Source organism: Isoalcanivorax pacificus W11-5 (assembly GCF_000299335.2).
GTDB classification, from domain to species: Bacteria; Pseudomonadota; Gammaproteobacteria; order Pseudomonadales; family Alcanivoracaceae; genus Isoalcanivorax; species Isoalcanivorax pacificus.
Window position 1 is genome coordinate 754,727 of the sequence record NZ_CP004387.1, and the last position, 17,132, is coordinate 771,858.

At 64.3% G+C, this 17,132-nt stretch carries 16 protein-coding genes and 1 tRNA gene; 7 read left to right on the plus strand and 10 right to left on the minus strand.

All coding sequences use genetic code 11. The features are described from left to right. Nucleotides 1-75 precede the first annotated feature (75 nt). The 3 genes from S7S_RS03555 to S7S_RS03565 form a co-directional block, all read right to left on the minus strand. Entirely contained in the window at nucleotides 76-543 is a 468-nt protein-coding gene (locus S7S_RS03555) for a hypothetical protein (RefSeq protein WP_008738229.1), read from the minus strand. 83 nt (nucleotides 544-626) lie between these two features. Continuing rightward, on the minus strand, nucleotides 627-1,046 hold the full coding sequence (locus S7S_RS03560; RefSeq protein ID WP_008738227.1) for a DNA polymerase III subunit chi: 420 nt from the start codon (nucleotides 1,044-1,046) through the stop codon (nucleotides 627-629). Continuing rightward, entirely contained in the window at nucleotides 1,043-2,527 is a 1,485-nt protein-coding gene (locus S7S_RS03565) for a leucyl aminopeptidase (RefSeq protein ID WP_008738226.1), read from the minus strand. Before S7S_RS03565 ends, S7S_RS03560 begins: the two co-directional genes overlap by 4 nt. A 65-nt stretch (nucleotides 2,528-2,592) precedes the next feature. Here S7S_RS03565 and lptF point away from each other — a divergent pair, with 65 nt between their 5' ends. Beyond that, a complete protein-coding gene (gene lptF, locus S7S_RS03570; RefSeq protein WP_008738225.1) occupies nucleotides 2,593-3,714 on the plus strand; it encodes an LPS export ABC transporter permease LptF in 1,122 nt (373 codons plus the stop codon). After that, a complete protein-coding gene (gene lptG, locus S7S_RS03575; RefSeq protein ID WP_008738224.1) occupies nucleotides 3,711-4,772 on the plus strand; it encodes an LPS export ABC transporter permease LptG in 1,062 nt (353 codons plus the stop codon). Before lptF ends, lptG begins: the two co-directional genes overlap by 4 nt. A 3-nt stretch (nucleotides 4,773-4,775) precedes the next feature. Here lptG and S7S_RS03580 read toward each other — a convergent pair whose 3' ends face one another. Both S7S_RS03580 and S7S_RS03585 read right to left on the minus strand, forming a co-directional pair. Continuing rightward, nucleotides 4,776-5,258 (minus strand): RDD family protein, encoded by a 483-nt coding sequence (locus tag S7S_RS03580; protein ID WP_008738223.1) that lies wholly within the window; start codon nucleotides 5,256-5,258, stop codon nucleotides 4,776-4,778. Between the two features lie 49 nt (nucleotides 5,259-5,307). Further along, nucleotides 5,308-5,394: transfer RNA gene (locus S7S_RS03585), tRNA-Leu, on the minus strand. 117 nt (nucleotides 5,395-5,511) lie between these two features. Between S7S_RS03585 and queA the strand changes: the two genes are divergently transcribed. Genes queA through secF form a run of 5 tightly spaced genes read left to right on the plus strand, consistent with a single transcriptional unit; the run spans nucleotide 5,512 to nucleotide 10,900 of the window. Beyond that, nucleotides 5,512-6,543, plus strand: a complete 1,032-nt coding sequence (gene queA, locus S7S_RS03590) for a tRNA preQ1(34) S-adenosylmethionine ribosyltransferase-isomerase QueA (RefSeq protein WP_008738222.1) — start codon at nucleotides 5,512-5,514, stop codon at nucleotides 6,541-6,543. Nucleotides 6,544-6,548: 5 nt separating this feature from the next. Next, nucleotides 6,549-7,670 carry a tRNA guanosine(34) transglycosylase Tgt gene (tgt, locus tag S7S_RS03595; RefSeq protein ID WP_008738221.1) on the plus strand — a complete coding sequence of 374 codons (1,122 nt, stop codon included), beginning with the start codon at nucleotides 6,549-6,551 and terminating at the stop codon, nucleotides 7,668-7,670. Nucleotides 7,671-7,682: 12 nt separating this feature from the next. Then, a complete protein-coding gene (gene yajC / locus S7S_RS03600; protein WP_008738220.1) occupies nucleotides 7,683-8,069 on the plus strand; it encodes a preprotein translocase subunit YajC in 387 nt (128 codons plus the stop codon). A gap of 16 nt (nucleotides 8,070-8,085) precedes the next feature. Beyond that, a complete protein-coding gene (secD, locus tag S7S_RS03605) occupies nucleotides 8,086-9,963 on the plus strand; it encodes a protein translocase subunit SecD (protein ID WP_008738219.1) in 1,878 nt (625 codons plus the stop codon). Between the two features lie 10 nt (nucleotides 9,964-9,973). After that, on the plus strand, nucleotides 9,974-10,900 hold the full coding sequence (gene secF, locus S7S_RS03610; RefSeq protein WP_008738218.1) for a protein translocase subunit SecF: 927 nt from the start codon (nucleotides 9,974-9,976) through the stop codon (nucleotides 10,898-10,900). 68 nt (nucleotides 10,901-10,968) lie between these two features. Here the strand turns inward: secF and S7S_RS03615 are convergent, their stop codons facing one another. From S7S_RS03615 to S7S_RS03635, 5 genes are all read right to left on the minus strand, one after another. Beyond that, nucleotides 10,969-12,165, minus strand: a complete 1,197-nt coding sequence (locus S7S_RS03615; RefSeq protein ID WP_008738216.1) for a pyridoxal phosphate-dependent aminotransferase — start codon at nucleotides 12,163-12,165, stop codon at nucleotides 10,969-10,971. A gap of 3 nt (nucleotides 12,166-12,168) precedes the next feature. Beyond that, nucleotides 12,169-13,602, minus strand: a complete 1,434-nt coding sequence (locus tag S7S_RS03620; RefSeq protein WP_008738214.1) for an amidase — start codon at nucleotides 13,600-13,602, stop codon at nucleotides 12,169-12,171. A gap of 75 nt (nucleotides 13,603-13,677) precedes the next feature. Continuing rightward, the gene (locus S7S_RS03625) at nucleotides 13,678-14,631 is read right to left on the minus strand and encodes a D-2-hydroxyacid dehydrogenase (protein ID WP_008738212.1); all 954 of its coding nucleotides are present in this window, start codon (nucleotides 14,629-14,631) and stop codon (nucleotides 13,678-13,680) included. Between the two features lie 19 nt (nucleotides 14,632-14,650). Then, nucleotides 14,651-15,904 carry an aspartate aminotransferase family protein gene (locus tag S7S_RS03630; protein WP_008738210.1) on the minus strand — a complete coding sequence of 418 codons (1,254 nt, stop codon included), beginning with the start codon at nucleotides 15,902-15,904 and terminating at the stop codon, nucleotides 14,651-14,653. Beyond that, the gene (locus tag S7S_RS03635) at nucleotides 15,901-17,112 is read right to left on the minus strand and encodes an isocitrate/isopropylmalate dehydrogenase family protein (protein ID WP_008738208.1); all 1,212 of its coding nucleotides are present in this window, start codon (nucleotides 17,110-17,112) and stop codon (nucleotides 15,901-15,903) included. Before S7S_RS03635 ends, S7S_RS03630 begins: the two co-directional genes overlap by 4 nt. Nucleotides 17,113-17,132: the final 20 nt, after the last annotated feature.

Here is a 17,132-nt window from a genome sequence, read left to right on the forward strand (position 1 = left end):
ATATCGCCCGGGCTGAGAAGAAGGAGGAAAGCGGGCGATTATACAGGGTTATGCGGTTGGCTTCAGGGCCGATGTTCAGTCATCTTCGCCGCGCAGTTCCCGCAGCAGCCGTTCGCGCAGCTCGCGCTCTATGCGCGGCAGCCAGGCCGCCAGCGTTTCGTCCACCAGGGCGCGCATGGCGCGGTCGTCCAGGTTGGGGGTGTCGCTGATGGCCAGCGGCGGTGGCACCGGAGCAGGCGTCGGTTGCAGGGCGGCGGGCATCTGCTGGCGTTCTCGCGCCAGCCGCTCGATGGCGGCACGGGGCAGGAACGGGTTTTCACGCTCTGCCAGCGCTTGCTGCAGCGGATGGGTGTCGGGAGTGGCGGGGCTGCTGTCCAGCAACGGAATCTGGGTATGGCTGTCGCCTTCCGGTTCCAGCAGGGGAATGTCGAGCAGGTCGGCGTCGTCCTCGCCAAGCAGGCTGCGGATGTCGTCCAGCTCGTTGAGCAGGCCGTGGCGGCTGGCGTGCAGAGCGCCATTCGGGTGCTTGGAATCCTGGCTCATGGTGCGTGCCCTCAATGTCCCCAGTCAGTTCAGGCTATGCGGGCATTTTTTGTCAGGAAGATGTCACCGTGCAAGTACGCTGATCACAGACGGTGATCCTGTACCGGATAACCGCGGTCGCGATAGAACTTCCAGCGTGCGCGGCCACTGGCACGTTGGTTCTCTTCGCCGCAGATCATCTCGGCCACGCGGGTAAAGCGGCTGTAGAAGTCGGGTACGGTCTGCGCCAGGTTGATCAGCACGTCATGGTGCTCGCCGGGGTCATCACCGAAGCCCAGTACCACCGGGCTGCCGGCCGCAGCGTCGTCGGAGAGCAGGGCGTGCGGCAGAAAGGCGCCGGCCGGCTGTTCCCAGAACAGCGCGTCCAGCGCCTGCGCCTCCTGTTCGGAGGCGGTGTGGATATAGACCCGGCGCTGCTGGCGCCAGGCCTTTTCGGCAATGCGCCAGGCGAGGCTGGCGCGGATGCCGGGGGTGTTGCTGATATAGAACAGGACTTCGGTCATGCCTGCTTGCCGGCCAGGTTGATCAGGTAACGGCTGAGCATCGGCACCGGGCGGCCGGTGGCGCCTTTCTGCTTGCCGCCACTGATCCAGGCGGTGCCGGCGATATCCAGGTGCGCCCAGCTCACCTCTTTGGTGTAGCGCGACAGGAAGCAGGCGGCGGTGATGGAGCCGCCTTTCGGGCCGCCGATGTTGGCCATGTCGGCGAACGGGCTGTCGAGCTGCTCCTGATAGTCATCCCACAGCGGCATCGGCCAGCCCCGGTCGCCACATTCGTCACCGGCTTCCAGCAGCGCCTGGGCCAGCTCGGCGTCGTTGGCATAGACCGCCTGGGCATGGCTGCCGAGGGCGATCACGCAGGCGCCGGTGAGCGTGGCGATATCGACCACTGTGTGCGGCTTGTACTTCTGCTGCACATAGGTGAGGGCATCACACAGCACCAGCCGGCCTTCGGCGTCGGTGTTGAGGATTTCCACGGTCTGCTTCGACAGCGTGGTGACGATATCGCCGGGGCGAGAGGCGCGGCCATCAGGCATGTTCTCGGCAGCGGCGATCACGGCCACCAGATGAATCGGCAGGCCCAGCTCGCAGACGGTCTTCACGGTGCCGAACACGCTGGCGGCGCCGCCCATGTCGTATTTCATTTCATCCATGTTGGCACCGGGCTTGAGCGAGATGCCGCCGGTGTCGAAGGTGATGCCCTTGCCCACCAGTGCCACCGGGTCGCCCTTGGCGCCGTGGTATTCCATCACGATGATCTGGCCGTCGCGCTCGCTGCCACGGGCCACGGCACAGAAGGCGCCCATGCCCATCTTCTCGGCCTGCTGCTCGGAGATCACTTTCACCTTCAGGGCCGGGTACTGGCTGGCCAGTTCTTTGGCGACGCCGGTCAGGTAGGTGGGGTAGCAGTCATTCGGCGGGCGGTTGCCGAGGTCCTTCGCCAGCGCCATGCCGGCGGCAATGGCCAGGCCTTCATTGAGTGCCTTTTTCGCGGCGGCCGGGGTCGCGGTGCTCAGCAGCGTCCAATGTCTGAGGCGGCTGGCCGGCGGTTTCTCGCTGCGGTATTCGTCGAAGCGGTAGAGATTGTCGGCCAGCGCGCGGGCGCCTTCGCGAACCAGCCACGGCGCGTCCTGGCCCTTGACGGCCAGATTGTCCAGCAACAGGGCCGCGCTGGTGGCACCCGTGGCGCCCACACTGCGGGCCACGGTGGCAGCAAGTTGTAAGAAAGCTTGTACGTTCAACTCGCCCTCAACGCCGGTGCCGACCAGCAGCAGACGTTTGGCGGACATCGCCGGCGGGCGTTGCAGCAGCAGCGTCTGGTGCTTTTTACCGCTGAAATCACCGTCTTTGACGTATTCATTGATCAATGCACGGGTGGCGTCCGGCAGCGTGACCGGCAGGTCCTTGGCGCCCTTGCCCAAGGCCACGACCAGACAGTCCACCTTGAGTTTGGCTGCGGCCTTGCCGCTGACTGCGTACTCCATCTCATCTCCTGGGTTACAATGCGCCGGCATCGCTCTCAAACGAACTCAACCCGGCAGGATACGGTTTGATTCTCTACCGCTATATCAACAGGCAGCTTTTCATGACCACGGTGGTCGTCACCTTTGTGCTGGTGATGGTGCTGGTCAGCGGCCGCTTTATCAAGTACCTGGCAGAAGCCGCCGTGGGCGACATCGCTGCCGATGCGCTGTTCATGATCATGGCGTTCCGGATGCCGGAATTCCTGCAGATGATCCTGCCGCTGAGCCTGTATATCGCCGTGCTGCTGGTGCTGGGCCGCATGTACGTGGACAACGAGATGGTGGTGCTCAAGGCCTGCGGTATCAGCGAAGGGTCGTTGATGCGCGCCATGGCGCTGCCGGTGCTGGTGACCACGGCAGTGATCGCGCTGTTCTCGCTGTACGTGACCCCCAAGGGCGATGCCGAGGTGGCGCGCCTGTTCGAGGAACAGAAAGGGCGCTCGGTACTGGAGTTGCTGACGCCGGGCCGTTTTCACGTGCGCGGCAGTGACGATGGCTATCGTGCCACCTATGCGGAATCGCTCAACCGCAAGGACGAGGCACTGGAGGGCGTGTTTCTGTCCGAGTTTCGCCTGGCCGCCAGCGAAGAAGAAACCACGGAGCTGGTCACGGTCTGGGCGCAGCGCGGCAAGGTGACCGAAGCCTATGGCATGAGCTATCTGGAGCTGGTGGACGGCTACCAGTACCAGGGGCGGCCGGGCGATGCGGATTTCCGCAAGGTGCATTTTGAGCGGGCGCTGATTCGTATCGGTCGCGAACAAGGCACGGTGCGTGCGCCGAAAACGCGAAGCTGGGATACCACCGAACTGATGGCGAGCCCGAGCAATGAAGCCCGCGCGGAATTGCAGTGGCGCCTGTCGCTGATCGGCATCGTGCCGGTCATGGCGCTGGCGGCGATCCCGCTGGCCCGGGTGAACCCGCGCCAGGGACGTTTCGGCAAGCTGATCCCGGCGGTGCTGATTTACATGTTCTATATGGGGCTGCTGCTGGTGATGCGCAGTGCCATCAGCGATGCGCCGGCGGACGAGGTGCCGCCGTACCTGTCGATGATCTGGATTCATGTGCTGGCCATGCTGCTGGTGCTGGGCCTGTATCTGGTGCCGGCCTGGTGGGCGCGCCGCCGCTATACGCGGGGGATGTCGGCATGAGGTTGCTGAACGGGTATCTCTGGCGGGCGGTGCTGATTGCGTCGCTGGGGGTGATCGGCGTGCTGGTGGCGCTGGACTGTCTGTTCAGTTTCATTGCCGAGCTGGAAGGGCTGCGTGGCAATTATCAGGCCGCGCAGGCGCTGCAGTTCGTGTTCACGACCATTCCCCGGCGGTTTTCCGATTTCCTGCCGATGGCGATTCTGCTGGGTACGCTGATCGGGCTCGGGGTGCTGGCAAACAGCGGCGAACTGACGGTGATCCGGGCGGCCGGTGTGTCGGTGGGGCGGGTCAGCTGGATGGTGCTGCGTCCGGCGCTGGTACTGCTGCTGGTGGGCATGTCGGTAGGCGAATTTGTGTCCCCGTACACCGAGCAGATTGCACAGAGCAATCGCGCCATTGCCGAAGGCGGTGGCGAAGCGTTGAGTTCGCGCTACGGTTACTGGCACCGGGAAGGCGACGAGTTCATTCATATCAACGCCGTGCAGCCCAACGGCGTGCTCTATGGCGTGACCCGCTATCGTTTCCGTGCCGACCGCACGCTGGAAGAAGCACAGTTTATCCAGCGGGCCATTTATCAGGGTGGCCACTGGTTTATGGAAGGCGTACGCGGCAGCCAGCTGCTGGAAGACAAAGTGGTGCCCTACACGCAGGAGAATGGCGTCTGGGAAACCAGCCTGACACCGGAGTTGCTGTCGGTGGTGGTGCTCGATCCGGAACGGCTGGCGCTGACCAAGCTGGTGGAATATTCCCGCTACCTCAAACAGCAGGGGCTGGAGGCGTCCGAATACCAGCTTTCTTTCTGGCAGAAGGTGTTGCAACCGCTGGCCACGCTGGGCATGGTGCTGATCGCGATTTCCTTTATTTTCGGGCCGCTGCGTGAAGTGACCATGGGGCTGCGGCTCACTGCCGGGATCGTGGCCGGTTTGCTTTTCTACTATGGACAGCAGTTCTTCGGCCACCTGAGCCTGGTGTTCAACACCTCGCCGGTGATGGCGGCGGCGTTGCCACCGCTGTTGTGTCTGGGGCTGGGTATCTGGCTGCTCAGGCGCGTGCGCTGAGGCCTACTTCTTCTTTTTCTTTTCCTTCTTCGGCAGCGTCACCACGACGGTGCCGGAGAGGCGATCATGCAGGGTCTGCCGCTGCGGCGGCACCAGCGCCAGCAGGTAGCCGGTGCCAAGCAGCAGCCAGGACAGCAGGCCGGCGGCGAAGCGTTTGACTGTATCCTTCAATGTCAGCGGTGCGCCATCGGCGCGGCGTACCTGGATGCGCCAGGTATTCATGCCGAGCGTCTGGCCGCCATGCAGCCAGAACCAGGCATAAAACCCCCAGATTTCCAGCAGCAACAGTGGCAGCAGCACGCCCTGGGCAAACCAGACCGGCGGCTTCACCACGCCATTGATATCCGTGACCGGCAGGCCGGAATGGGTGTACAGCGGCACGATGATGCCGGTGGTGATAAAGATCAGGGCGATCAGCAGCAGGGCATCGTAGCCGAGCGCGGCCAGGCGGCGGATCAGGGAAGCGGCGGGCAGCTCGGAGGTCATGGCGACGGCGAAGTCCCTTGGCTGGCGGGTGGAGCAGGGGGCGAACAGATGGTACCAGAGGCCGGACTCGAACCGGCACGGGTTTTACCCCAACGGATTTTGAATCCGTCGTGTCTACCAATTTCACCACTCTGGCACGGTGGGCCGGCAGTATAGCCAAGAATCCGGCGCTGAGCTACGCGTCCTGAGCGCTGGCGTGCGTCCGGCGCGCCTAGTATCCTGCGGCCCCCCAAAGTCGTGCCGGTAAAGTGCGATGCGTGTTGATGATTTCGATTTTGACCTGCCGGAGCAGTTGATCGCCCGGCGCCCGGCCACCGAGCGGGCCGGTTCCCGGCTGCTGGCGCTGACCCGTGACGCTCTGGCGCACCGGCAATTCCCTGATCTGACCGCGTTGCTGCGTCCTGGCGACCTGCTGGTGTTCAACGATACCCGCGTGATTCCCGCGCGCCTGTTCGGCCAGAAGGACAGTGGCGGCCGCGTCGAGGTGTTGATCGAGCGCCTGACCGGCACCCACACGGCGCTGGCCCATGTGCGGGCGTCCAAGGCGCCGAAGCCGGGCACCGGCCTGCAGTTTGATGACGGTGTGAGCGCCACCATGGTGGCGCGGCAGGGCGATCTGTTCGAGCTGGTGTTCCAGGGAGAGGCGCCGCTGCTGGATGTGCTGGCGCGCATTGGCCATGTGCCGCTGCCTCCTTATATAGACAGGCCGGATGACGAGCAGGACATGAGCCGCTATCAGACCGTCTATGCCCGGCACCCCGGCGCTGTCGCGGCGCCCACCGCCGGTCTGCACTTTGACGAGCCGCTGCTGGCTGCCCTGGCGGAGCAGGGTGTGGCGCAGGCATTTGTGACCCTGCATGTGGGCGCCGGTACCTTCCAGCCGGTGCGCGTCGACAAGGTCGAAGACCACGTGATGCACAGCGAACGCTATCAGGTGCCGCAGAGCCTGGTGGATGAAGTGGCGGCGACCCGCGCCCGGGGCGGCCGTGTGGTGGCCGTCGGGACCACCTCGCTGCGCGCGCTGGAGGCGGCGGCAGGCGACGGTGCGCTGCGGGCCGGCGAGGGCGACACCGACATCTTTATTGTCCCCGGCTATCGTTTCCGCGTGGTCGATGCGCTGGTGACCAACTTCCACCTGCCGCGTTCCACGCTGCTGATGCTGATCAGCGCCTTTGCTGGCCGCGAGCGGGTGCTTGCCGCCTATGCCGAGGCGGTGGCGCAGCAATACCGCTTCTTCAGTTATGGTGATGCGATGTTTATCGAACGCGCGGAGGATGCCACATGAGCCGCATGTCCTTTTCCCTGCTCGGCCAGGATGGCGCGGCCCGGCGCGGCCAGTTGGCCTTCCCGCGCGGCACCGTGCAGACACCGGCCTTCATGCCGGTGGGCACCTACGGCACCGTGAAGGGCATGCTGCCCAGCGATCTGCTCGCCACGGGCGCCGAGATCTGCCTGGGCAACACCTTCCACCTGATGCTGCGGCCCGGTACCGACATCATCGAACAGCACGGCTCGCTGCACGGTTTCATGCAGTGGCCGAAGCCGATCCTGACCGACTCCGGCGGCTTCCAGGTGTTCAGCCTGGGCGAGCTGCGCAAGATCACCGAAGAGGGCGTGACCTTCCGTTCGCCGATCAATGGCGACAAGGTGTTCCTGTCGCCGGAGCGTGCCATGCAGGTGCAGCGCAGCCTGGGCAGCGACATCTGCATGATCTTCGACGAGTGCACCCCGTTCCCGGCCACCGAGCAGCAGGCGCGGCAGTCGATGGAGCTGTCGCTGCGCTGGGCGCAGCGCAGCAAGGCCGCGCACGAGGGCAATGATGCGGCCTGCTTCGGCATCATCCAGGGCGGCATGTACCCGGCACTGCGGCAGGCGTCGCTGGCCGGGCTGGCGGACATTGGCTTTGACGGTTACGCCATCGGTGGCCTGTCAGTGGGTGAGCCGCAGGAAGAGATGCTGCGTATCCTCGGCGAGATTACCCCGCACATGCCGCAGGACCGGCCCCGTTACCTGATGGGCGTGGGCCGCCCGGAGGATATCGTCGAGGCAGTACGTCGCGGTGTGGACATGTTCGACTGCGTGATGCCCACCCGCAACGCACGCAATGGCCACCTGTTTACCCGCGAGGGCGTGATCAAGATCCGCAATGCGCGCCACCGGGAAGACACCGGTCCACTGGATGAAACCTGCGACTGTTATACCTGCCGTCACTTCAGCCGCAGCTACCTGCATCACCTGGATCGCTGCGGTGAAATGCTCGGTGCACAGCTGGGGACCATCCACAATCTGCGCTATTACCAGAACCTGATGGCCGGATTGCGAGGGGCTATTGAAGCGGGTACATTGTCCGCCTTTATCGATGATTTCTACAGGGCACGGGGCCTGCCGGTCCCCGTGCTGACGGCTGTCTGAACGGAGCAAACCATGAAACAGAGCCAGAAAATGAATGTTGTCAGTGACCTGGTGGCGCGTCTGCCGCTGGTGCTTGCCGGCCTGCTGCTCGCTGGCCCCGCTGCCGCGCAAGGGGCACCCGGTGGTGGCGGTTTCGAGCTGATCTTCATCGTTGTGATGATGGTGGTGTTCTACTTCTTCCTGATCCGTCCGCAGACCAAGCGCGCCAAAGAGCATCGCGAGCTGGTGGCCGCACTGGCCAAGGGCGATGAAGTGGTCACGGCGGGCGGCATGCTCGGCAAGGTCAACAAAGTGACCGATGACTACGTGGTGATCGAGATCGCCAACAACCTGGAAATCAAGATGCAGAAGCAGTCGATCCAGGCCACGTTGCCGAAAGGCACCATCAAGTCCATCTGATCCGCCGGAGATTCACATGAACCGCTACCCGCGCGGGAAGTTCATCCTGCTGTTGGTTGTGCTGGTCGTTTGCGGCCTGTATGCCCTGCCCAACCTGTATCCGGATGCGCCCGCGATCCAGATCACCCGTTCCGAAGCTGGCGTTCAGGTATCGCAGGATGCGATCTCGCGCCTGAATGCCGCCCTGGACGAGGCGGGTATCGGTTATGGCGCCGGCGAAGCCGTGGGCGATTCCTGGCTGCTGCGCCTGAACGACAGCGAGGCGCAATTGCGCGCCCGTGAGCTGGCCGAACGTACCCTGGGCCGGGATTATGTCGTGGCGTTGAACCTGGCGCCGACGACCCCGCCGTGGCTGCGTTCCATCGGTGCCAGCCCGGTCGGCCTCGGGCTGGACCTGCGCGGTGGGGTGCACTTCCTGTTGCAGGTGGACATGGACACCGCCATCGACCAGCGGCTGGATGCCTGGGCGGCCGAGCTGCGGGTGCTGCTGCGTGACCAGGGTATCCGTTATCGCGAAGTGACCTACGAAGGCCGCGAGGTGATTGCGCGGTTTGATAACGCTGAAGACGTGGATGCCGCACAGCGTGCCGTGGGCACACAGTTCGTGGAATTCAGCCAGCGGCGCGAATACGAACAGAACCAGCTGCGCTTCACCCTGACCGAAACCGCCCTGCGCGAAATTCAGGATTACGCCATCGACCAGAACCGCACGGCGCTGAACAATCGCGTCAACGAACTGGGCGTGGCCTCACCGGTGGTACAGCGCGAAGGCGCGGACCGCATCGTGGTGCAACTGCCGGGTGTGCAGGACGCCAGCCAGGCACGCCGGATTCTCGGCCGCACCGCCACGCTGGAATTCCGGCTGGTGGCCGATGATGTGGACCCGGCCCGCGCCAGGTCGGGCATTGCCCCGCCGGGTACGGAAATCTTTCCCTTCAAGGGCGACACCCGCAACCCGGTCATCCTGCGCCGGCAAAATATTGTCACCGGCGACCAGGTGACCAATGCGCAGATGGGCTTTGACGAGAACGGCCAGCCGGAAGTGAATATCTCGCTGGATGCCGCAGGCGCCCGCAACATGCAGCGCGTGACCTCGCGCAACGTCAACAAGCCGATGGCGGTGCTGTTCATTGAAACCCGCACCGACATTGAAACCGTCATCAATGAAGACGGTGAGCGTGAGCAGAAAGCCAACACCTACCGCGAAGCCTATGTGATCAACGTGGCCAACATTCGCGATACGCTGGGCAGCCGCTTCCGCATCACCGGCCTGGACAGCCCGGCGGGTGCGGCGGAGCTGGCGCTGCTGCTGCGTGCCGGTGGCCTGGCGGCACCGATGTACATCGCCGAGGAACGTACCATCGGGCCGAGCCTGGGGGCGGACAACATCGAAGCCGGGATGAAATCCATGCTGCTGGGCCTGGTGCTGGTGCTGGGCTTTATGCTGGTGCGGTACAAGGTATTCGGTATCTTCGCCAATATCGCGCTGCTGGGTAACCTGGTGGTCATCATCGGCATCATGTCGATGATCCCGGGCGTGACCCTGACCCTGCCGGGCATTGCCGGTATCGTGTTGACGGTGGGCATGGCGGTGGATGCCAACGTGCTGATCTACGAACGTATCCGCCAGGAACTGGCGGATGGGCGGCCGCCGTTGCAGGCCATCGATGCCGGTTATGATCGTGCCTTCCAGACCATTCTGGATGCCAACATCACCACACTGATCGTGGCCGTGATCCTGTTTGCTGCCGGCACCGGCACCGTGCAGGGCTTCGCCGTCACGCTGTTTATCGGCATCTTGTCTTCCATGTTCACGGCCATCATCGGTACTCGTGCGCTGGCGGATCTTTTCTATGGTGCGCGTCAGCGTGCGCCGACACGGCTGAGTATCTGAGGTGACGACCATGACGACGACGCCGGAAAAAAACGTGAACTTCATGAAGCTGGCCCTGCCGATGGGCATTCTGTCCATCGTGCTGGTGCTCGCCTCAGTGGTGCTGCTGGCGACCCGTGGCCTGAACCTGGGCCTGGATTTCACCGGCGGCACCGTGGTGGAAGTGGCCGCGCCGCAGGACATCGCCCTGAACGACCTGCGCGATGCGCTGGCCGAAGGTGGCTATGCCGATGCGATCGTGCAGCACTTCGGGTCTTCCCGGGATGTGGTGGTGCGTGTACCACCACATGAAACCGACAATGGTGACGAAGTCGGGCTGGCCGTGTTCGAGATGGTTTCCTCGGCGGTGCCGTCGCTGGAGCTGCGCCGGGTAGAATTCGTTGGCCCGCAGGTGGGTGACGAACTGCGCGACCAGTCCGGCCTGGCAGTGTTGTTTGCCATGGGCGCAATGCTGGCCTACATCTGGTTCCGGTTTACCAACAAATTCGGTGTGGCCGCATTGCTGGCGCTGGTCCACGACGTGATCGTGGTGCTGGGGGCTTTTGCGCTGTTCCGCTGGCAGTTCGACCTGACGGTGCTGGCGGCGGTGCTGGCTGTGGTGGGTTATTCCATCAACGATACCATCGTGATCGCGGACCATATCCGGGAAGATTTCCGCAGCTCGCGACAATCGGACACCCGCACCATCATCAACCACTCCATCACCCGGACCCTGAGCCGCACCATGATCACCTCGGCGACCACGCTGCTGGTGCTGATTGCACTGTATGTGTTTGGGGGTGAAATGATCAGCGGCTTCGCGATCACGCTGATCATCGGTGTGCTGGTGGGGACGTATTCATCCGTCTACGTTGCCAACGGCCTGCTGCTGTTGATGAAAGTCGACAAGGAAGATTTCGTTGTGCCGGAGCGCACGGAAGTGGATGAGATGCCCTGACGGGCTTGAAGAAAAAGCGCAACGTCATTCGACAACAGCCCGCAGCTCGCCGTAAAAACAGGACTTCATCAGAAGTCCTGTTTTTCCATCCACGGAATAATCCGCTCAAACGCCCGCTCAATATTGTCCAGCGAGGTCGAATAGCTGATCCGCAGCGCATTGTTGCAGCTGTCACCAAAGGTGCCGCCGGCAATCGTGCAGACGCGGGTTTCCTTGAGCAGCCGCAAGGCCACGTTTTCGCCGTCGATCCCTTCCGGCAGTGACGGGAACAGGTAGAACGCCCCTTCCGGTGTGTAGCCGGTCAGGTGCGGCGTCTGGGCCACCAGCTCCACCAGCCGGTCGCGCCGGCGGGTGTATTCAGCCAGCATCTCGTCGATAAAACCGCGCCCGCCGCGCAAGGCAGCCACGCCGGCCCACTGGCAGGGCGTGTTGGCCACGGTGGTGGTAAACATGTGATAACGGCGCAGTTTGCGAATGGCGCCCTGGCTGGCGATCAGCCAGCCGATGCGCATACCGGCCATGGAAAACGTCTTCGAGAAACTCGATACCACCATCACGTGGTCCAGGTCGCTGCAGCAGGACAGCACGCCGGGGTATTCGCGCCCGTCGTAGACCAGATGATCGTAGACCTCATCGGAAATCACGTAGACGCCGCGATAGGCCGCTTCTTCGACAATCGCCTCCACCGTTTCGCGCGGATAGATGGTGCCGGTGGGGTTGCTCGGGGAATTGAGCACGATCGCATAGGTGTTCATGTCGATGGCATCGATCACGTCCTGCGGGTCGAGCTGGTGATTGTTTTCGGCGCGGGTGGGGACGCTTTTTACCACGCCGCCGTTCATGCGGATCAGCGGTGCATAGAGCATGAACGACGGGTCCGGCACGATAAACTCGCGGCCTGGCGCAGAGGTGGCGGTGAGCGCCAGATAAATCGCCTCGGTGGCGCCGGTGGTCACCAGAATATTTTCCGGTGTCAGCGCGCGCTGGTAGCGCTGGCCGTAATAGTCCGCCAGGGCTTCCAGCAATTCCGGCAGGCCGGCGTCCATGGTGTAGCCGGTCTGGCCGGCGCGCAGTGCTTCCACCGCTGCTTCCACCACATGCGCCGGCGCGCTCATGTCCGGCTGGCCGATGGAAAGATGAATCACATCGTCCAGATTGGCGGCCAGGTTCACCATGCGGCGAATGCCCGGCACCGGAATGGTCAGCAGTGCCGGGTTCCAGATCGGGTCCTGGGATTCGTAGAAATCCATATCCGGTTTGGCCATTGCTCATGCCTCCCGTTGCAGGGCGGGTTCGCCGTAGAACAGCGGTGGCCGTTGCAGCGTGTCCGGCATCGCCTGTTGCCAGGCGTGGCCGGCGCGCAGCACCAGCTCATCGCGAAAGCGTGCGCCCACAATCTGCAGCCCGATCGGCAGGCCGTCGCGGCCCAGCCCGCAGGGCACCGAGAGCGCCGGCTGGCCGGTGAGATTGAAAGGGTAAGTAAACGGCGTCCAGGTGGGCCAGCGCGTGCTGGGCCAGTCCTTCGGCACCTCGCGCCCGGTCTCGAACGCGGTGATCGGCAACGTGGGCGTGAGCAGCAGATCGTATTTGCAGTGGAAGTTGGCCATGCGCTCACTCAGTGCCATGCGCTCGTTCACGGCGCCCAGATAATCGAGCATGTTCAGTTGTGCGGCTTTTTCGGCCACGGCGACCAGGTTCGGGTCCATCTGCGCACGCTTGCGCGGGCCGAGTTCGCGCATGGCGTTGGCGGCGCCGCCGTAGAACAGGTGGCCGAAGGCGGCCAGCGGGTCGCTGAAGCTGGGGTCCACTTCCACCACCGTGGCACCCAGGGACGCAAAAATATTCGCCGCTTCGCGCAGCGCCTGCTCGATATCGTCGCGCACATCCACATACCCCAGCGACGGGCTGAAGGCGATGCGCAGGCCCTCGACGCCGCCAGCGAGCGCGGCGAGATAATCCACGTGGCGCCGGGGAGCGGCCTGGCTGTCGCGCGGGTCGGCTTCGGTCAGCACGTTCATCATCAGCGCGCAGTCTTCCACCGTCCAGGTCATCGGCCCGGCGTGTGCCAGCGTGCCGAACGGGCTGGCCGGCCAGTGCGGTACTTCGCCAAAGGTCGGTTTCAGGCCGGTGATGCCACAGAAACCGGCGGGAATACGAATCGAACCGCCGGCATCGGTGCCCAGCGCCAGCGGCCCCATGCCGAGCGCGACGGCTGCGGCACTGCCACCGCTGGAGCCGCCGGCGGTGAGCTGTACGTCCCAGGGATTGTTGGTGCTGCCGCAGAGCGGGCTGTCGGTGACGCCTTTCCAGCCGAATTCCGGCGTGGTGGTCTTGCCCAGGGGAACATAGCCGTTGCGTTCCAGTGCCGCCACGCAGGGTGAGCGCTTTTCCAGCGTGGTGGCCGGGTCAATCACACGCGAGCCTTTGACGGTGGGCCACATGGGGGTGAGGAACACATCCTTGACGGCCACCGGGACGCCATCCACTTTGCCTCGCGCTTCACCACGCTGGTAGCGCTGCTCCGAGGCGCGGGCCCAGTCCAGCGAAGTGTCCGGATCGACCAGACAGTAGGCGTTGGTGTGGCGATCCAGGCGCGCAATCTGATCCAGCATGGCGCGCGTGACCTCCACGGGCGAGAGCTTGCGCTGCTGGTACAGCGTCAGCATGCGGGTGGCGGTAAGGCTGAGAATCTCCTGGGACATCGTCGTGGCTCCTCGGTGAAGCGTGGCTGTCAGGGCATGTGCGAAACCTTCTGTGGCATCGGGTGCTGGCGCATCTCAGTGCGCATTCAGGTGCACGATATTGTCCAGCGGTGTGCCAGCCAGATAACGGTCGAGCTGGGCACTGAACTGTGCGCCGAGCGCCGCCTCCCAGCCGACAAAGTCACCGGCCATGTGGGCGGAGATCATCACTTGCGGCATGTCCCACAATGGATGGTCGGCGGGCAGCGGTTCCTGTTCGAACACATCCAGTGCGGCACCTTGCAGGCGGCCGGACTGCAACGCCTTGATCAATGCTTGGGTACGCACGATCGGGCCACGGCCGACATTGATCAGGCAGGCGCCGGGCTTGCAGTGCCGCAGCAGGGCGTCATCAAACAGCCCGTCGGTGTCGGCAGTGAGCGGGGCGGTGATGACGACATAATCCGCTTCGGGCAACAGGCGTGGCAGCTCGCTGGCGCTGAACACCTTGCCGAACACTGCGTCATCGCGGGTGCTGCGGGCCGTGCCGGTGATCTGCAGGCCGGCGGCTTTCAGCAGGCGGCCGGTTTCGCGGCCAATGCTGCCGGCGCCGACAATCAGCGCGCGCTGGCGGTGGATCAGTGCGGTCTCGCGGTGCTGCCAGCGGTGTGCCCGCTGATGCGTCAGATTGCCGAGCGTGTCCTTGGCAAACATCAGGACGGCGCCGAGTACGTATTCGGCGATGCCGCGATCAAATACGCCGCGTGCGTTGGTCACCACCAGATCGCCGTGATGCTGTGAAGGAATATGCAGCGCATCCACACCGGCACTGGTGGCATGCACCCAGCGTACCGGACAGTTCGCAGGCCAGGCCTCGCGCAGCAGGGTGCTGCGGAAATCGGTGACGACCAGAATATCCGAGCGCGCAAGCCCGTCGCGCAGCGTGGCGAGGTCGTGCGCAAAATGCAGCGTGGCGCGGCCCGCCGGCTCAAAACCGGGGAGCTGTTGCGCGGGTTCGGCGGTAAGAACGGTGATGACCGGTGTTGCCATGTGCAATGCCTCGTGGTGTTCAGCCGCCGGTGGCGGTGAGTGCGCGCTCAAATGCCTGCGCTGCCAGATCAATTTCGTCGCGGGTGACGGTCAGGGGCGGCAGCCAGCGCACCACCTGGCCGTGGCTGCCGCACCGCAGCAGCAACAGGCTCTCGGCTTCGGCGGCCTGCAGCAGCGCCGCAGCGCGGGCGCCGTCGGGTGCGCCGTGACGATCGGTGATTTCCATGCCGAGCATCAGGCCCATGCCGCGAATATCGTCAATGCACTGATGCCGCTGACGCAATGCCGACAGCTGCGCGGCCAGGTGTTCGCCCTGATGACGGGCGTTGTCGACCAGCGCTTCCTGTTCGATCACCTGCAAGGTGGCCAGTGCGGCAGCGCAGGAGACGGCATTGGCCCCATAGGTGCCGCCCTGCGAACCGGGCAGGCCCTGTTTCATGAGGGCTTCGCTGGCGGCCATGGCGGACAGGGGAAAACCACTGGCCAGCCCTTTGGCGGTGATCAGGATATCCGGGGTGACGTCAAAATGCTGATGGCTCCAGAAGCGACCGGTGCGGCCGTAACCGGCCTGGATTTCATCGGCGATCAGCAGAATACCGTAACGGTCGCAGCGTTCGCGCAGGCCCTGCATGAATGCGCGGTTGGCCGGGTAATAGCCGTATTCGCCCTGGACCGGCTCGATGATCATGGCGGCGGTGTCGTCCGGCGCGCACTGGGTCAGGAACAGGTGATCCAGTTCGCGCAGGCAGAAATCCGTGGTCGTGTCCTCATCCCAGCCGTAGCGGTAGGCGTGCGGAAACGGGCTGAAACACACGCCGGCCATCATCGGGTGAAAGCCGGTGCGGACTTTGGTGGTGGACGTGGTCAGCGACGCCGCCGCCATGGTGCGGCCATGGAAACCGCCCTGGAACGCGATAATGTTGGCGCGACCGGTGGCGTGACGGGCCAGCCGCAGCGCCGCTTCCACCGCTTCGCTGCCGGCATTGAACAAGGCGATGGCATCGAGTGCCCCGGGCAGTTTTTCGTACAGCCGATCGGTAAGCGTCAGCATGTTCGGGTGCGTGACCGTGGTGTATTGCCCGTGCACCAGCCGCCCGGCCTGTTCGCGCACGGCGTCCACCACATCCGGGTGGCAGTGCCCGGTGGCGGTGACGCCGATGCCGGAGGTGAAATCGAGCCAGCTATTGCCTGCACGATCGAACAGATAGCTGCCGCGGCCGTGATCCGCGCAGACGGTGCTGGATTGTTTCAGCAGGGGTGACAGGTGGCTCATTGCGAATCTCCTGTGTGGGCAGGCGGCGCGGTGTGAGGGACCGCCGGGTGAGGTGTCGCGCGCAGGGCGTCGCGAATGTCGTGGGCAATGCGTCGTGTGCTGCGCACCTGATCGGCGTGGCGGGCGAGATCCTCTCCGACGGCAGCGCGCAGCTGATGCGCGGCTTCGCTGAATTGTGTGTCGTCCTCACCCAGCCAGTCGAGCAGCATGGCGGCGCTGAGCAGTGTCGCGCGCGGGTCGGCGATGTCGCGTCCGGCGATGTCGGGCGCGCTGCCGTGGGTGGGTTCAAATAATGGCGGCAGGTCGCGCCGGTCAGGGTTGATATTGCATGACGGTGCGATACCGGGGCCGCCGCACAGGACGGCAGCGAGATCGGTGAGGATGTCACCGTGCAGATTGCTCGCCACCACCACATCGAATTGCCACGGGCATTGCACGAACTTCATGCAGGCGGCATCGACCAGTTCATGATGGGTGCCGATGTCGGGGAATTCGCTGGCAATAGCGGCAAACACTTCGCTGTACAGCTCTCCCCAGAAAGGTTGGGCGTTACGTTTGGTGATCAGGCACACGCGCGCGTCGTGCGTCTCGCCTGCCGCGCTGGAAAAGGTGCGCACACGGCCCTCCTGCTGGCGGCGGGATCGTCGTTGCCGGGCACGGACAAACGCATGACGCAGCAGCCGTTCGGTGGCACGACGGGTGAACACTTCCAGTTGCGTGGCGACTTCGTCGGGTTGGCCGGCGCGCAGGCGGCCGCCCTGATTGACGTATTCTCCTTCGCTGTTTTCACGAATCACCAGCATGTCGACGTCGCGTGCGCGGGGATCACTGAGGTAGCAGGTGGCGCCGGGTTGCCAGCGTGCCGGGCGCTCGCACGACCAGAGATCGAACTGCTTGCGCAATGTCAGCAGCGGTGCCAGGGACACGGCATCGGGCAGGCAATAGCGTGCGCTGTCGCTGGCCGGGCCCGGGTCGCCCAGGGCGCCCAGCAGCAGCGCATCGAAAGAGTGCAGTTGCTGCAGGGCGTCGTCGGGCATCATGGCGCCATGCTGGCGGTGCCATTCGGTGCTGGGCCACGGCAGTACCTGCCATTGCAGCGGCAGCGCGCGTTGTGCGCACAGCGTGTCGAGCACGGTCAGCGTGGCATCGGTGACTTCCGGACCGATGCCGTCGCCCGGCAGTATGGCAATCTGTCGTCTGCTGGCCATGGCCAACCCCCAAAAAAGTG

Excerpts from the sequence above, each read along its gene's own strand:
- S7S_RS03635 (WP_008738208.1), bottom strand. The coding sequence starts at position 17,112 with ATGGCCAGCAGACGACAGATTGCCATACTGCCGGGCGACGGCATCGGT.
- tgt (WP_008738221.1), top strand. The coding sequence starts at position 6,549 with ATGTCCTTTTCCCTGCTCGGCCAGGATGGCGCGGCCCGGCGCGGCCAG.
- S7S_RS03625 (WP_008738212.1), bottom strand. The coding sequence starts at position 14,631 with ATGGCAACACCGGTCATCACCGTTCTTACCGCCGAACCCGCGCAACAG.
- S7S_RS03615 (WP_008738216.1), bottom strand. The coding sequence starts at position 12,165 with ATGGCCAAACCGGATATGGATTTCTACGAATCCCAGGACCCGATCTGG.
- S7S_RS03555 (WP_008738229.1), bottom strand. The coding sequence starts at position 543 with ATGAGCCAGGATTCCAAGCACCCGAATGGCGCTCTGCACGCCAGCCGC.
- S7S_RS03560 (WP_008738227.1), bottom strand. The coding sequence starts at position 1,046 with ATGACCGAAGTCCTGTTCTATATCAGCAACACCCCCGGCATCCGCGCC.
- S7S_RS03620 (WP_008738214.1), bottom strand. The coding sequence starts at position 13,602 with ATGTCCCAGGAGATTCTCAGCCTTACCGCCACCCGCATGCTGACGCTG.
- yajC (WP_008738220.1), top strand. The coding sequence starts at position 7,683 with ATGAAACAGAGCCAGAAAATGAATGTTGTCAGTGACCTGGTGGCGCGT.
- secF (WP_008738218.1), top strand. The coding sequence starts at position 9,974 with ATGACGACGACGCCGGAAAAAAACGTGAACTTCATGAAGCTGGCCCTG.
- S7S_RS03565 (WP_008738226.1), bottom strand. The coding sequence starts at position 2,527 with ATGGAGTACGCAGTCAGCGGCAAGGCCGCAGCCAAACTCAAGGTGGAC.
- S7S_RS03580 (WP_008738223.1), bottom strand. The coding sequence starts at position 5,258 with ATGACCTCCGAGCTGCCCGCCGCTTCCCTGATCCGCCGCCTGGCCGCG.
- S7S_RS03630 (WP_008738210.1), bottom strand. The coding sequence starts at position 15,904 with ATGAGCCACCTGTCACCCCTGCTGAAACAATCCAGCACCGTCTGCGCG.
- lptG (WP_008738224.1), top strand. The coding sequence starts at position 3,711 with ATGAGGTTGCTGAACGGGTATCTCTGGCGGGCGGTGCTGATTGCGTCG.
- secD (WP_008738219.1), top strand. The coding sequence starts at position 8,086 with ATGAACCGCTACCCGCGCGGGAAGTTCATCCTGCTGTTGGTTGTGCTG.
- queA (WP_008738222.1), top strand. The coding sequence starts at position 5,512 with ATGCGTGTTGATGATTTCGATTTTGACCTGCCGGAGCAGTTGATCGCC.